The 15,090-nt window shown below is 46.0% G+C and carries 14 protein-coding genes; 6 read left to right on the forward strand and 8 right to left on the reverse strand.

What is annotated here, in order from left to right; translation table 11 throughout:
* Positions 1–10 precede the first annotated feature (10 nt).
* Complete coding sequence (locus QT998_RS06010) at positions 11–745, reverse strand: Uma2 family endonuclease (protein ID WP_333089105.1); 735 nt, start codon at positions 743–745, stop codon at positions 11–13.
* Positions 746–906: 161 nt separating this feature from the next.
* Between QT998_RS06010 and QT998_RS06015 the strand changes: the two genes are divergently transcribed.
* Positions 907–2,367, forward strand: a complete 1,461-nt coding sequence (locus QT998_RS06015) for a 16S rRNA (cytosine(967)-C(5))-methyltransferase (RefSeq protein ID WP_333089103.1) — start codon at positions 907–909, stop codon at positions 2,365–2,367.
* A gap of 360 nt (positions 2,368–2,727) precedes the next feature.
* Here QT998_RS06015 and priA read toward each other — a convergent pair whose 3' ends face one another.
* The 3 genes from priA to QT998_RS06030 form a co-directional block, all read right to left on the reverse strand.
* Entirely contained in the window at positions 2,728–5,313 is a 2,586-nt protein-coding gene (gene priA, locus QT998_RS06020; RefSeq protein ID WP_333117842.1) for a primosomal protein N', read from the reverse strand.
* A gap of 380 nt (positions 5,314–5,693) precedes the next feature.
* The gene (locus tag QT998_RS06025; protein WP_333114689.1) at positions 5,694–6,767 is read right to left on the reverse strand and encodes a sensor histidine kinase; all 1,074 of its coding nucleotides are present in this window, start codon (positions 6,765–6,767) and stop codon (positions 5,694–5,696) included.
* A gap of 152 nt (positions 6,768–6,919) precedes the next feature.
* Complete coding sequence (locus QT998_RS06030; RefSeq protein ID WP_333089097.1) at positions 6,920–7,162, reverse strand: hypothetical protein; 243 nt, start codon at positions 7,160–7,162, stop codon at positions 6,920–6,922.
* Between the two features lie 175 nt (positions 7,163–7,337).
* On the opposite strand from QT998_RS06030, the gene QT998_RS06035 reads away from it, so the two are divergent.
* Together QT998_RS06035 and QT998_RS06040 are read left to right on the forward strand one after the other, a co-directional pair.
* Positions 7,338–8,282, forward strand: coding sequence for a fused MFS/spermidine synthase (locus tag QT998_RS06035; protein ID WP_333089096.1), 945 nt, complete (start codon positions 7,338–7,340; stop codon positions 8,280–8,282).
* A 39-nt stretch (positions 8,283–8,321) separates the two neighbouring features.
* Complete coding sequence (locus QT998_RS06040; RefSeq protein WP_333089093.1) at positions 8,322–8,492, forward strand: YqaE/Pmp3 family membrane protein; 171 nt, start codon at positions 8,322–8,324, stop codon at positions 8,490–8,492.
* A gap of 185 nt (positions 8,493–8,677) precedes the next feature.
* Here the strand turns inward: QT998_RS06040 and QT998_RS06045 are convergent, their stop codons facing one another.
* Positions 8,678–9,937 carry a lipid-A-disaccharide synthase gene (locus tag QT998_RS06045; protein ID WP_333089092.1) on the reverse strand — a complete coding sequence of 420 codons (1,260 nt, stop codon included), beginning with the start codon at positions 9,935–9,937 and terminating at the stop codon, positions 8,678–8,680.
* A gap of 36 nt (positions 9,938–9,973) precedes the next feature.
* Here QT998_RS06045 and QT998_RS06050 point away from each other — a divergent pair, with 36 nt between their 5' ends.
* From QT998_RS06050 to QT998_RS06060, 3 genes are all read left to right on the forward strand, one after another.
* Positions 9,974–10,450, forward strand: coding sequence for an ankyrin repeat domain-containing protein (locus QT998_RS06050; protein ID WP_333089090.1), 477 nt, complete (start codon positions 9,974–9,976; stop codon positions 10,448–10,450).
* A 217-nt stretch (positions 10,451–10,667) separates the two neighbouring features.
* On the forward strand, positions 10,668–10,790 hold the full coding sequence (locus QT998_RS06055; protein ID WP_333089089.1) for a hypothetical protein: 123 nt from the start codon (positions 10,668–10,670) through the stop codon (positions 10,788–10,790).
* A gap of 38 nt (positions 10,791–10,828) precedes the next feature.
* Entirely contained in the window at positions 10,829–10,987 is a 159-nt protein-coding gene (locus tag QT998_RS06060) for a hypothetical protein (protein ID WP_333089088.1), read from the forward strand.
* 78 nt (positions 10,988–11,065) lie between these two features.
* Here the strand turns inward: QT998_RS06060 and QT998_RS06065 are convergent, their stop codons facing one another.
* The 3 genes from QT998_RS06065 to QT998_RS06075 all read right to left on the reverse strand — a co-directional run bounded on the left by QT998_RS06065 (position 11,066) and on the right by QT998_RS06075 (position 14,849).
* Positions 11,066–12,109, reverse strand: coding sequence for a calcium-binding protein (locus tag QT998_RS06065; protein ID WP_333089087.1), 1,044 nt, complete (start codon positions 12,107–12,109; stop codon positions 11,066–11,068).
* 171 nt (positions 12,110–12,280) lie between these two features.
* Positions 12,281–13,342, reverse strand: coding sequence for a calcium-binding protein (locus QT998_RS06070; protein ID WP_333114690.1), 1,062 nt, complete (start codon positions 13,340–13,342; stop codon positions 12,281–12,283).
* 520 nt (positions 13,343–13,862) lie between these two features.
* On the reverse strand, positions 13,863–14,849 hold the full coding sequence (locus QT998_RS06075; RefSeq protein ID WP_333114692.1) for a calcium-binding protein: 987 nt from the start codon (positions 14,847–14,849) through the stop codon (positions 13,863–13,865).
* Positions 14,850–15,090 lie beyond the last annotated feature (241 nt).

The raw sequence follows: 15,090 nt of genomic DNA on the forward strand, positions 1-15,090 counted from the left end.
TATACTGATTTCAATCGCCCTTTCCCGACTCTCCCGACAAAATCCCAACAAACTCCGCGTGTTCCGGCGAATTAATCCCCTCCTGCAAAACCGCCATCACCTCCGCCAAATCTCCCGAAAACAAAGCCGGTACAGCCAACCACAAACCCGGAAAAACTCTACTGCAAATAACACCATTATCATCCGGTTGGATAGAAACATAGTTGCCTTTTTCCAACCTAAACCCATGCAAACGTTGTTTGTTAATCTGCCAAACCATATACTCCTGCACCCCATTTCGCCGATAAGCATTTTTCTTATCATGCAAATCCTTAGATGCTGTACTTGCAGCTATTTCTACAATCAATTCTGGCGCACCTTGCACGTAATCATCATCAGTAATTCGCGAATTTCCTCCATTCTCAATTCGCAGCAAAGCGTCGGGCTGCGGTTCATTTTCTAAATCTAAAAATACAGTAGTTTCAATCCCTAAATCTACCCCTGGTGTTGCCACTTGGTAATTCAACAACAATCCAGTAATCGCAGCATGGGGTTTACCGTGGCTTCTGTGACGTACTGGGGATGGCATATACACAATTCCTTCAATTAATTCGGCTTTCTTGACCTGCGGCATGGCGAGATAGCGATCGTGAAATCCAGGTCGTGAAAGCCGATCGCCATTTTCCAGCTGCAGAATACTCGCATCGTCATCAGCAGGAGTTGGTTGCTCAATATTTCTTGTACTTTTTACAGATATTTGAGTCATCAGAAATCACCTTTTACTACAGGTATAGAAACTCGAAATAGTCAAATAAATAAGCAGTTATTTACATTATACACTTAACATCAACCTCGTTTCATCTTGTGAAAACAACGCTTTCAATCCTCAGACAACCTATAATAACTTGACATATCAACCAACCAGCCATGCAAAATCCGCGCCAAATAGCCTTTCTCGCACTCCGCGAAGTCCACCGCCGAGGTGCGTTTGCAGATGCCGCCCTCGATCGCACTTTAGGCAATTCTCAACTCAACGACCTCGATCGGCGTTTAGTCACAGAGTTAGTTTACGGTAGCGTCAGGAGAATGCGGTCGATCGACTTTATCATCGACAAACTAGCAACAAAAAAATCCTCCCAACAACCGCCAGACATCCGCACCATCCTACATTTAGGCTTATATCAACTGCAATATCTCAACCACATCCCCCCCTCCGCCGCCGTCAACACCACCGTTCAACTAGCAAAAGAAAACGGATTTTCAGGACTCAGCAGTTTTGTCAACGGTTTGCTGCGACAATACATCCGTTTAACCCCCTCAAGCGGGGCCCGCACGCACCATCCATTACCCCTAGAAGAAGGGGCTAAGAGTATTCCGAATTCCCCTCAGCAACCAGAGACTGAAACCACATCAAATCCCCCCCCTTACCAAGAAGGGGCTAGGGGGAGTTTGAATTTCCTAACATTACCGGAAAATCAAATCGAACGCCTAGGAATTCTGCACAGCTTCCCCGACTGGATTGTCAAATTGTGGATCGAACAAATAGGCGAAACCGAAACCGAACAACTCTGTGAATGGTTCAACAAATCTCCCAAAATTGACCTAAGAATAAATCCCTTAAAAAGCTCGATCGCCCAAATCGAAGCCGCCTTCACAGCTTGCAACATCTCAACTAGCAGAATCCCCAACTTACCCCAAGCATTAAGACTAAATAGCAGCACCGGCGCAATTAAAAACCTCCCCGGATATAGAGAAGGTTGGTGGACAATCCAAGACAGCAGCGCTCAATTAGTCACCCATTTACTCGATCCACAGCCTGGAGAAATCATCATCGATGCCTGCGCGGCCCCAGGAGGGAAAACCACCCACAGCGCCGAATTAATGCAGGATACAGGCACTATTTACGCCTGCGACAAAACCGCCAGCAGACTCAAAAAACTTAAAGAAAATGCAGACAGACTCCAGATGAAATCTATCAAAATTCATACCGGAGACAGCCGCCAATTCCCAGAATTTATCAACCTAGCAGACAGAGTTTTATTAGACGCACCTTGTTCCGGCCTCGGAACCCTCCACCGCCGCGCCGACGCCCGCTGGCGGCACACACCTGAAAACATTCAACAACAATCCCAACTGCAATCAGAATTATTAGCAAATGCAGCGAAATTTGTCAAGTCCGGCGGCGTATTAGTTTATGCAACTTGCACGATTCATCCCTTAGAAAACGAACAAGTTGTGCGATCGTTCTTAGACAACAATCCTCACTGGCAAATCGAACCGCCAACCATTGATTTACCTGTACAGCCATCACCCGAAGGATGGGTGAAAGTTTGGCCACACAAATATCAAATGGACGGCTTCTTTATGGTTAAACTCAAGCAAGATTAACTTGCAAGACGATTGAAGTTCGCAATTGCATCGGCGTTAATCAGTCTTAATCTGCGGTTGACCATTCACAATTTAGATTGTTACAATAAATCCAATGTACATTTAAATTGTTGGTTGGGCGAGGCGGTTTTTTTCAATTGTTGGTGGGAATGAAGGATTGTTGGTGAACCCTGCCCGGAAGGATTGTGATATCATGTATTTTTGATCAATGGGCGATCGCACTGGTATTGCAAAGAAGACCGGGCGGTTGAAACCGCATCTATACAGACAAAACCCGCCGACGCGGGTTGAATACCCGGCAGTTTAAATTACGTTGTTTTCTTCAGGTTTCAACCGCCGTCTTATCTTTTCCACCACCAATCAACCAAAATTCAACGGATCGACATCAATAGTTAGACTAACAGAACGCGAAGTGCGTGAAGCGAAGCTATCCCGAAGGGAATCGCGCAACCCGATCAAATCCGACAAATCCACAGACTCATCCACAGGTAACTTCAGCAAAATCTGCCACCGATAGCGATTCGCCACCCGCATAATCGCCGCCGGCGCAGGCCCCAACATCTCGCAGCCAGTCACCGAAAGTCGATCGATATACTGTTGACAAACAGACGCCAACTGTACCGCAGTCACCGCAACTTCCGCCGCATCAACACTACTCAACCGCAACAAAACCAACCGCCCCGAAGGTGGATAATTCAACAGCGCCCTTTCTGCTAATTCCGTCTCCACAAAACCCGCATATTCATGCCGCCTCACCGCTTGAATTACCCGATGTTCGGGAGTGTAAGTTTGGATAATTACCCGCCCCGGATCGTCACCTCTCCCCGCACGGCCCGCCACTTGAGTTAATGTTTGAAAAGCCCGTTCGCTGGCCCGATAATCCGATAAATTCAGCAACCCATCAGCAGACACAACTCCTACCAACGTGACTCCTGCTAAATCTAACCCTTTCGTCAGCATTTGCGTCCCCAACAAAATATCAGCTTCCCCCTTCGCAAATTGAGTTAACAATCTGCGGTGGTCGCCCTTATTTCTAGTAGTGTCGCTATCAAACCGAATCCCCCGCAATTCGGGAAACAATCTGGTTAATTCCTGTTCCACTCGCTGGGTGCCACTGCCGAAGTTTTTGAAGTAAGGAGAACTGCAATCTGGACAGTTTTGAGGGTGTCGTTCCGTGTGGTTGCAGTAGTGACAGCGCAATATTTCTGCGGTTCCTTCGCCGACGTGGTGATAGGAAAGCGAAACATCGCAATTCGGGCATTCCATCACGTAGCCGCAACTCCGACAAGAGACAAAGGTACTGTGTCCTCGGCGGTGAATAAATAGAATACCTTGCTGTTGTTTTGCTTGCAATTGTTCCAGGGCGTTTTGCAGGGAAGTGCTGAAAATTGAACGATTTCCTTGCCGCAATTCTTGCCGCATATCGACTACTTCCACGGGCGGCATCGGGCGGGAATAAATGCGAGTTGGTAATGATAAATAATGGATAGTTGGTAACGAGTGATAATCTCGGCGCGTCCCCACTAATGTCTCTAAGGCTGGCGTTGCAGAACCTAAAATTAAGGGACAATTTTCTAATTCCGCGCGCCATTTGGCAACAGTGCGGGCGTGGTAACAGGGCGCTGGTTGGTCTTGTTTGAAGCTGCTGTCGTGTTCTTCATCGAGGATAATTAAGCCGAGGTGAGGCAATGGTGCAAAAATGGCCGATCGCGTGCCGATGACAATTTGCGGGGTTCCAGCGAGCATCTGCCGCCATGTATCGTAACGTTCGCCGTCGGATAGGGCGCTGTGGTACACGCAAATTTGCTCGCCAAAACGGGCGCGGAATCTGTCTGTAAGTTGCGGTGTCAACCCGATTTCGGGGACGAGCACGAGGGCGGATTTGCCGCTGGCTAGGATTGGGGCGATCGCCTGCAAATACACTTCAGTCTTCCCGGAACCTGTAACGCCGTGCAGCAGCACTTGACGGAATCCCGAAAAACTGTTAATAAACGCTAAAGCTTCAGCTTGAAAATGAGTTAAATTTTTCGGCGCATCGGGTAATTGAGCAATTGCGCGATCGGCCCTGAGCACTTCCCTTTGATCGATCACAATACAACCTTTTTCTGCCAATTTTTTGACAACGTAGGAACTCGTACTGCAAATTCTCAGCAAATCGTTCATCCACATTTCACCGCCGCCCAGCCGCAAAACTTCTAATACTTCTTGTTGTCGCTTGGTTAAATCTACAACAAAGGCGCTAGGAATTAATGTCACTGCCGGTTTGAATTGTGCTTTGGGAGGATTGGGCGGCTCTATATAACTTTCTACCCAACCCCGTTTCAACAAATCTCGCAATCCCCGATAGCTTCCCTTGACTTGTCCCTGAAGATATTTCCAAGTGTAATCGCCGTTTTTTTGAGCTTGCAGCAATTGCAATATTTGACTAGCAGCGGGATTTAGAAATGTTTCGGCATTGGGAGAAATAGCTTCTTTAATTAAGCGAATGCGGCGCACAGAACGGCTTAATAAACCGGGCGGTAGCGAAGCTCTAATTACTTGAATTAATGGCGTGCAATAATAAGTAGATACTCGTTCTAGTAGTTGCCAATAACTAGCCGGAAAAAATCCCGTAGTGACAATATCTTCGACATCTTTCACCCGCGCCGGATCTAAGTCGGTTGGCAGTTGAGAAACGAACCGAATGGCGATCGCCCCTACCTGTTGACTGCCAAAGGGTACGCTCAAAATATCCCCCGGCTGCACGTTCAATTGGGCTGGTAAGCGATAGGTAAATAGTTTGTTTTCCTCCCCCGGCAAGTCCCCCGCGCCCCTGAAAGGAGAGTCCACCAACACCTCGATCCACTCTGCTGGCGCGCTGGGGCGCTGGGGCGCTTGGTTGCTATCGTAGGATGCCCCCGGCTCTGCGGCTGCAGGGGTTGATAAACCAAAAGTGACAGTAGACATAGGGTTGCACATCAAACTAGGAGGAGCCGCAATCAAAGGGCGTTTTGATTATCCCTCAGTTTACCGCAGTCGATCGAGACTTAGACAGAACCTATATTTTACTCGTTTTACTCGTTACCAAGCTCTTCCTGGTAACGCAGATCCGCAGGCTCTGCCTCCCTAACTCTGTGTCGAGGCAGAGCAAGAGTGATATAGGTTCCCAAGCAGAGCCAGAGAACCAGTGAACTCCCCCTCTCCCCCTCTCCCCCTCTCCCTCTCCCCATATCCCCATCTCCCCCTCTCCCCCTCTCCCCTCTCCCCCTCTTCCCCTCTCCCCCTCTCCCCCTCTCCCCCTCTCCCCCTCTTTACCCGCTCACGAAGTCGAAAGCCCCCCTACCGCCTTAACTTCGGGGTTTGGCGACGATCGGAATCTCGATCGCAAACTCAGTCCCTTCTCCCACTGCAGATATGCAATCCAACCTCCCGCCGTGTTTGTCCACCACAATTTGATAACTAATTGACAGCCCCAAACCAGTCCCGTGCCCCACTGGTTTAGTTGTAAAAAACGGATCGAAGATTTTCCCTTTTACAACTTCATCCATTCCCATACCATTATCCTTGATGCTAATTTTAGCCCAATCTTCTGCAAGACTAGAAGTAGTAATTTCAATTTGGCTGGGGTTGGCTTCCATCTCTTCTGGCGATCGGTTTTTTTCTTGCTCCCGCAGCGCATCAATAGCATTATTAATGATATTCATAAATACCTGATTCAATTGTCCTGGATAACATTCTACTTTCGGTAGATGCCCATAATTTTTAACAATTTTAATAGCTTTACAATCCGGTTTTTCCTTAGTTGAGTTCTGCAAAATCAACAAAGTGCTGTCAATTCCTTCGTGAATATTAACAGGTTTCTTTTCAGCTTCGTCAACCCGCGCAAAATTGCGTAAAGTCAGCACAATTTCGCGGATGCGTTCGGAGCCAACTTTCATTGACGAAAGAGTTTTTAACAAATCTTCCCGCAGAAAGTTCAGGTCAATCTCTTCAATAAAATCCTCAATCTCCGTATCAGTTTCTGGATACCTACTCTGGTACATTTCGAGTAATTTTAAAATGTCGCCAGTGTAGTCATTGACATAGGTAATATTGCCATAGATAAAGTTGACTGGATTGTTGATTTCGTGAGCTATACCAGCCACCAAAATCCCCAAAGCCGACATTTTTTCAGCTTCGATCAATTTGATCTGCATTGCTTGCTGATTTTCCAGAGCTTTTTCTAGTTGAGACATTCTTGCTTTTAATTTATTTTCTGAATCGAGAAATTCTTGAGTAACTGTTTTTAGCAAAAATTCTTTTTCTTGATTCTGGAGTTCTAGTAGGCTGCGTTCGGTTTCCGAAATTTCTAATTTTTGTCGCAAGCTTAAATTTTCATCTTCAACATTTTTAATTGCATTTTCCCAGTCTGTTGGTTCCATTTGCTATTACTTTAAACCCAAAAATAATCTCACAAAAGTTAGATTGTGAATTTGAGTTGCACGCTTAACTTACTTATAATTTAGTCGCAGCTCGCTCTGGCATTTTTGTTGATAAAATTAATAACTCCTTTATTTTGCTCGACCTAAAAATCTTATCTAATATTCATTGAAAATGTCAAGAGATTAACAACAAAGCAAGTTAAAACCGATCGCAGTTTTTCATCCCTGCACTCGCCATCGTTCCCGTTGCGATCGCCCGGGGTCGATCGCACCGCACTCCGCAAGGGTTGCTTGCATTCGAGAGGATCGCGCATTTGTCGGAGGGCCAGGGCGTGAAAAATTGCCAGATGAGTGACAAGATTTGTACAAAAGCCGCCCAGGGCGATCGACCACAAGCAATCTCAACTAACGAGCCAAGTGCCCTATCTCCCAGAACGCAATCACACTATACGATTGCTGAGAAATTTCACTCTTGTGTGTCGATCGCACTTACGCACCCGCACCATTTTGTGCTAAGAAATACTACTTGTGACAACATCGAGACAGCATTCTATATTTGGAGAGTAATTGATGTCAGGTAGCGAAGTTCGTGCAGACTTTTGGATGAGCGAGTACATTACCCCCTGGGATATTTACGTTCACGGCATCATCAGCGTCCTCGCTTACAAGAAAACTGCCTATCAAGAAATGTACGTAGTTCAGACCGGTACCTACGGCAAAGGCTTAGTTTTGGACGGCAAATGGCAATCTTGTACCGGCGACGAGTTTCTCTACCACGAACCCCTCGTGCACCCAGCCATGATTGCTCACGGTTCGCCCAAAAAAGTGCTCGTGCTCGGCGGCGGAGAAGGAGCTACAATTAGAGAAGTGCTGCGCTGGAAAACAGTCGAAAAAGTCGTGATGATCGACATTGACGGCGAAGTAGTAGAAGCTTGCCGCGAACACCTGCCAGAAATGCACCAAAATGCCTTTGACGACCCGCGCTGCGAAGTAGTAATCGGCGACGCCTTGGATTATTTAGACAATACCGACAGCGATTGGGATATTGTCATTTCTGACTTGTCAGATCCTATTGAAGAAGGCCCATCTTTTCAGTTATTTACCAAGGAGTATTTTGAGAAAGTCCGCAAAATACTGTCACCTGACGGATATTTTGTAGTACAAGCGGGCCCCGTTTCTCCGGCAGAAATGAAAATGCACGCCCGCATCGTCAACACCCTGAAATCGGTATTTCCCAACGTTCAATCCTGCACCAGCTTTATTTCTACCTACGGAGCTCCTTGGGGTTTTGCCATAGCTTCAAGCCAGGAAATAAACACGCGGCCAGAACCCGAAGTTACCGACAAAATACTGGCCGAAAAAACAACCGGCGGGTTGCGGATGTTGGATGGGATTACACTGTTGGGGTTGATGCAAGTTCCCGGTCACTTGCGGCGGGTAATCGCCGAGGAAACCGAAGTTTACACTATGGCAGCACCGCCTAAGTTTTTCGGGAAAGGTTCTGTCAGTCAGTGAAGCTAAATTGAAAGAGAAAAGTCGTTTGGAGTAACTGAGATGAGCAATTTAATTCGCCTACTCGCTGCAATTTTTGTTCCCCCTCTAGGCGTATTTTTGACTGTCGGCATCGGCAGAGATTTTTGGATCAACCTGGTTCTAAGCTGTTTTTTCTTGTTTCCGGGTACGATCCACGCTGTTTGGGTGATTGCTAAGCACGATCGAGGTTAAACTATTTTTGTAAGGTGCGTCGCTGCCAAATTTTCGAGTTTATTTGGAGATGGTGGATAGCGACGCACCCTACAATATTTACAAGGTTAAGCTATTTTTGTAAGGTGCGTCGCTGCCAAATTTTCGAGTTTATTTGGAGATGGTTGATAGATCCGCACCCTACGATATTTACAAGGTTTTATTGATTATTGCACCTCAATTTCTTGACAAACCAATTCAGCAATTTTTTTCGCGGCACCGGATTCTCCTCGAACTGCACGCAAACGATCGCCCATTCGTGCTAATTTATCAGGATGGCTCAAATAGTCGATCGCCAAATCCGCCACAGCATCCGCTTCCAGCCGCCCGATTAACTCCGGCACAATCTCCTCCCCAGCCCAAATATTCGGCCAAGCATAAAGTTTTCCCTTCCCCAATTGCAAGATTGCCCAATTAATCGCCGTCGCAAAAACAGAACCGACTAACGGCAAATTTGCCAGCAATCCCGGCAAACCATCCCAAGCCTTCATCGCATCCAACTGCTGCGTCGGAATCAACACAATCATCGGTACAGCTAAGGAACCCAATTCCGCAGTATTCGCCCCCACAGTAGTCAAACACAAACTGCATTCCGATAGTAAATCATAAGCTGGAGTCTCAGTCCAAAGTTCTATTTTTAAGTTATTTGCTGTCTGCAAAAACGGCGATTCTGTTAAATGCAGTTCGGCGCTGGCGCTGTCAAATAAATGCAGGCAAGGATTTTGTTTTGGGTCGGCAAAACCTGCTATAGTTTGCACATCTATGGTAGGCGCAACCGGAATTACAAAGCGTGTTTGAGGTCGGATGCGGTGGATGGATTGGGCGATCGCCAAACATAAAGGCACACCTAAAGCTAATTTCGCCGCCTTAGAACCCGGTAACAATCCAATTAATTCTATTTCCCGTGGGGGCGGTGCGCCGTCTTTTGCCTCCGATTGGCGATCGCCTACTTCTGCAATCAAATCTCCCACAACCGTAAATTTATCAGCATATTTTTTCGGAACTTTAGCAAAAACTTCCGGTTTCATCGCCCCAAACTTATCAATCCAGCGATACCACCGCGCGTCCCATTCCGCATAAGTAACAGTGCGATATTTTAGCCTTTTGCCAATAACAACTGTAAAAAATTGGTCGCCACCTAAAAATAAAACAACTCCGGTTTCGTGCCAATCCCAATTTTGGGCAGTTTTGCCCGATAATAGGAATGAAAAAAAATGCTCCGGTGCTTGCACTCTGTCCACTTCTGGATAGGAAGATGCGATTTGTGCTTCTTTCCCCGTGGCGTGCGGACAGGGGGACAGCACTACCGAGATTCGGGCTTCTGTGCCGCTGTTTGCCAATTGCTGGCGCAATGCTTGCACGGCGGGACGCACCCAAGTTGCTAATTCTCCGGGCCCGTTGGAGAGGATTAAAATATCGACTGCCATAGGATTTAATATTTGAAAGGATACAACGGAGAATTTATGACCGATTTAATTGATGCCGTCAAGATGAGTGATATTGTGGCTGTGGAAAGTGCGATCGAACAACGCGCAGATATCAACGCCAAAGATGGCGAAGGCGCGACGGCTTTGACCGCTGCGGCTGAGGCTGGCAACGCTGAAATTGTCAAAAAAATCCTCGCAGCAAGCGCGGATGCTAACAGTCAGGATAATGACGGGTGGACGCCGTTAATGAGTGCCGCTGCTGCCGGACATAGCGAGATTGTACAGCTTTTGCTGGATGCGGGGGCGGATGTGAATGCTAAAACTAATTTTGGTTTGACGGCTTTGATGAGTGCGGCGGGTAGCGGGCGCGCTGATGTTGTGCAGGTTTTGCTGGAGGCGGGTGCTGATATTAAAGCTAAGGATAATAATACTTGGACTGCTTTAATTTGGGCATCTTCGGAACATCATCAAGATGTGGTTGAGGTTTTGAAGCTGGCGCGCGATCGGCATTAGAACTTTTGCAAAAATACAGTGCACCCCACCCCAACCCTCCCCGAACTCGCGGGGAGGAGGCAAGATTATTTCTTGTTTCCCCCCGCGGGAGGGGGGACTTGCGGGGGGTGAATTTGACTTTTCCAAGATATATATTAAAGACTTAGAAGCCGGGTTAATTGAATAAATCCGGTTTCTGGATGATACAATTAATTAATAAATTTGCCATTTTTATATCATGGTACCACTCGATCGAGAAATGCGTTTGCCAACCGGTGCCGAGCTTCCTTCTTCGGATGATACTCCTGTGGATAACGAAAATCAAAACTCGATCAACCGTTTGAAGTTTGCCAAACGATAAACGGCGAGTACGAACAACAAATTGGCAAACCTTTTTGGATGCCGGAAGTGGGTTTAGGCATTGGTCGAGGTCGATATAGGGAGGGAGAAAGGCAGTTAGAAGTTTTGTATTGGTTTGATGAAAGAGGTAGCAGGTATTTGACGGCTGAAGAATTGGTAGTTAGATACCGCGATCGCTTTGGCGAGTTGCCGGAATAGGCAAGGGCGATCGGGCTTAGTTGTTGAGAAACCCGGTTGCTGGGAGCGATCGGGTTTCTCGTTAGTATTAATTGCTTTCTAGCCGAGAAATACATAACCTATGTCAGGAATATTGAAAGGATTTACGATGTAAACCCGTTTCAGATTTAGATTTGCACCGCCCAGAATTTTGGCAATTGTGTCTCCCAATTTTTCGATGATTAAGTCTCCACCTGACGGAAATATGTTAAAGGGATCCAAACTCCCTGCAAGCTGGATAAAATCCTTACCTTTTTCAAAATTGACAATTGTTGCTTCGCCGTTACCTATATAGAATGTAATTGGGCCAATCAAACTCGGTCGATTGTTAGGAAAAACATCACCCAGAACGAAGTAATCAGAGCCGGGAGTGCCAATCAGGGTATCGAATTCACTGGTAGAAATGAAAAACTCCCTGGTGGATTCCTGGAATTTCACAGTTTCATAGCTATTGGGAGTAAATATATTCTTGGATAAAGCCACCTGAAGTCCATTGATTTGATTTTTACCTGTTTGAAAGCCAGTTACGATATCGTTTCCGTTGGTTCCAGTAAAAATTGCAGAGCGATTTGCCTCGAATTGCCCGAATTTGAGATAGTGTTCTCGCCCGGTTTTTAAACCTCCAGCCTCCACAACTGCGGCCACATCAGGGTTGTCTCGCAAGTAACGCGGTTCAAAGAAACTTGTGCCGTACCTACCTTCTGTTTTTCCGAATTTGATAAAATGCTGAAACCCAGATTTAAAAGTTCCGTTGTCCACGAATGGAGTTATCTCCGGATGACGTTTTAAATAAAAAACTTCGTCGTAGTCAGGCGATACGCGGGTGCGACCTTCTTCGTAGCCAAACTGAACAAAGTGGTCTAAACCTGAAGCAAAAGGCGCGTTTGGATTGTTTGGGGTGCGAACCAAGGGAGCAATATCTTGATTTTGAGCTAGATAAGTTTCTTCGTCAAAGTACCGCGATACTTTGGTTAAGCCGCCAGCTTGACCGAACTTTTCAAAGTGTTCTTTCCCAGATTTGATGATTCCTGCATCAATGGCAGGTTTAACCCAAGGATATTGCGAAAGGTAGTATTGTTCGTCAAAAATTGCGTAGTTAGCCATGTTTTTATACTGCGGCTTTAAATAGCGGTTTATGCAATTTATCAATCATCTGGAACTGAGAAAATCACCCTATAGGGTGATTTTTTTTTCAGTGTCTAATCTCATTAAAGCTCAATTAGCGATCGCACTCCCCAGCAACAATCAGCCAAATGCCCAATAGCTTAGAGATTTCTAGCCAAGTAAAAATCTAAAAACAGTAGATTCTGGTAATACATTCAAACTGAGATTTCCGCCACCTTCAATAACAGCGATCGTGTCAAAGCTACTAATTCCCGGACTTCCATCTGGACGGGAGACGAACAAGCCGTTCGTTTGGATAGCTAAATCTCGATTGTTGTTGATCGGCAATATCAAGAATTGATCTGAGAAAGGTGATAAATTATCTCCTAGCAGGATGCTATCCTCACCTTTCGTAAAGTTCCGAATTGTCGCAAAACCCGGCCCGATATAGAATGTTGCGGTTCCGGCCGGATTCCCCTTACTGCCTTCTATAAGGTCTCCGAGTACGAATTTATCGCGGCCGCTACCGCCAATGAGAGTATCGAATTCATTGCTGCCGTCACCTTCATACACTCGGCCCTCGCCAAAGCCATTACCTGTACGTAAACCTACTTCAGTTCCAATTAATTCGGTATTTCCCACCCCAGCACCGGCAATCATGTCATTCCCGGAACTTCCGATAAAAGTCGCAGAGCGGCTAGGATCGTTTTTGCCGAAATTGAAGTAGTGTTCCCGACCAGTTTTCAAGGCTCCCGATTCGACAAACGGCCGAACATCGGGATTTTTTTGTAAGTATTCTGTTTCAAAAAATGAAGTCCCAAACTGACCGTCTTCGATGCCGAATTCAATGAAATGCTGGTAGCCATTTTTAAAAGTTCCATTCTGAATAAACGGCTGCAACTGTCGGTTATTTGCTACATAAAACGCTTCGTCATACTCAGGCGATACGCGAGTGCGACCTTCTTCGTAACCGTATTGGATAAAGTGGTCTAGCCCGGTCGCAAAAGGAGCGTTTGGGTTGTTGGGGGTGCGGACTAAGGCAGCGATGTCTGGGTTGCCAGCCAGGTAGGTAGCTTCGTCAAAATACCGCGATACTTTAGTTAAGCCGCCGGCTTGACCGTATTTTTCAAAGTGTTCTTGTCCAGATTTGATAACTCCTGTGTCAATTGCTGGCTTGACCCAAGGATATTGAGAAAGGTAGTATTTTTCGTCAAAAATTGCGTAGTTAGCCATGTTTTCCTCCTGCGGCTTTAATTGGCTGTTTGTGCAATTTATCAATCATCTGGAATTGAGACAATCACCCTATCGGGTGATTTTTTTTTCATTGTCTAATCTCATTAAAGCTCAATTAGCGATCGCACTCCCCAGCAACAATCAGCCAAATCCCCAATAGCTTCGAGATTTCTACCCAAGTAGAAGTAGAGAACCATTAAGTTGTGGTAATAAATTCAACTTGACATTTGCGCCGCCTTCAATAACAGCGATCGTGTCAAAGCGACGGGTAGTATTGTTCGTCAAAGATATCGTAATTCATTTTTGCTTTTTTAAGTAAGAATAAAAAGTGCGATCGATCAAACTATTTTACGGCACAATTGCCCAACCAATCAAAAGTCATCAATCAACAGCATTAGCTAGTGACTGATGACTGATGACTAATCACTAATCACTACTAAGACGGCCCGCACGGGGAACTGCCCCTACTGACTACTAACTAATGACTAATGACTACTGACCAATGACTAATGACTAATGACTAACCAATTAAGAAAGTACCGTTACCGTTAGATTCTTGGAAAGTCAAACCCAAAGTTGCACCTCCTTCAATCACGCCCAGCACATCTCCAAAACGCTGGATTGATAAATTGTTGCCAACGGGATTCAGAGTGTAGCCGTCGTTTAAAGAATTTCCTTGCAGTTGGATCAAATCGTTTTCTATGTCGAAGTTCCGAATTGTAGCTTGACCGTTACCCGTATACAGGGGTGTCGCGGAGGGATTCTGGGCTGCTGCTGGAACTCCGAGGACGAATGTATCAATGCCCGGACTGCCGGTCAGCACATCGAATTCATTGGTGCCAAAGCTTTCATACTGCCGGTTCCCGTTGCGATCGATGCCTACTTCCACTCCGATAAGTTCGGCATTTCCTGCGCCCGCACCAGTGATGACATCGTTGCTGCGGCTGCCAACAAAAGTCGCAGACCGGCTGGGTTCGTTTTTGCCGAAATTGAAGAAGTGTTCCCGACCGGTTTTCAAATTTCCCGAGTTGACAAATGGCACAATATCAGGATTTTTCTTTAAGTATTCCGGTTCAAAAAATGAAGTTCCAAAACGACCTTCTTTTGCGCCAAATTGAATGAAATGCTGATACCCAGATTTGAAAGTTCCGTTCTGAATAAACGGTTGCAGTTCTGAGTTGTTTGCTAAATAAAAGCTTTCGTTGTATTCGGGAGATACGGAGGCCCGGCGCTGTCCTTCATCGTAGCCGAATTGAATAAAGTGATCGAGACCGGTTGCAAAAGGTGCGTTGGGATTGACTGTGCGGACGAAGGGTTGAAGGTCTGGGTTGGCGGCGAGGTAAGTAGCTTCGTCAAAATACCGCGATATTTTAGTTAAGCCGCCGGCTTGACCGTATTTTTCAAAGTGTTCTTTGCCGGATTTGATGATTCCTGCATCAATGGCGGGTTTGACCCAAGGATATTGAGCTAGGTAGTATTGTTCGTCGAAAATTGCGTAGTTAGCCATGTTTTCCCCCTAGGGTTTTGATGAGCCTGACAATAAAAAGCAATTAATTTCGCTGGCGATCGATCGCGGATCGGGAACTTATACAATACTGAATTTATGAAACTGTTTTAAGTTCCCGACCAATATATAAATTTTCTCATGCGGAACTCATCAGAACGGAAAATTGCAGATTCGGAACTGATTTTTTTCTGCATTTGATTAATTGCTCGATCGCCAGTTTAATTAGTTCTACAAACTTTGG

Origin of the sequence: Microcoleus sp. S1D4, from assembly GCF_036700765.1 — a bacterium.
Classification (GTDB): Bacteria; Cyanobacteriota; Cyanobacteriia; order Cyanobacteriales; family Microcoleaceae; genus Microcoleus.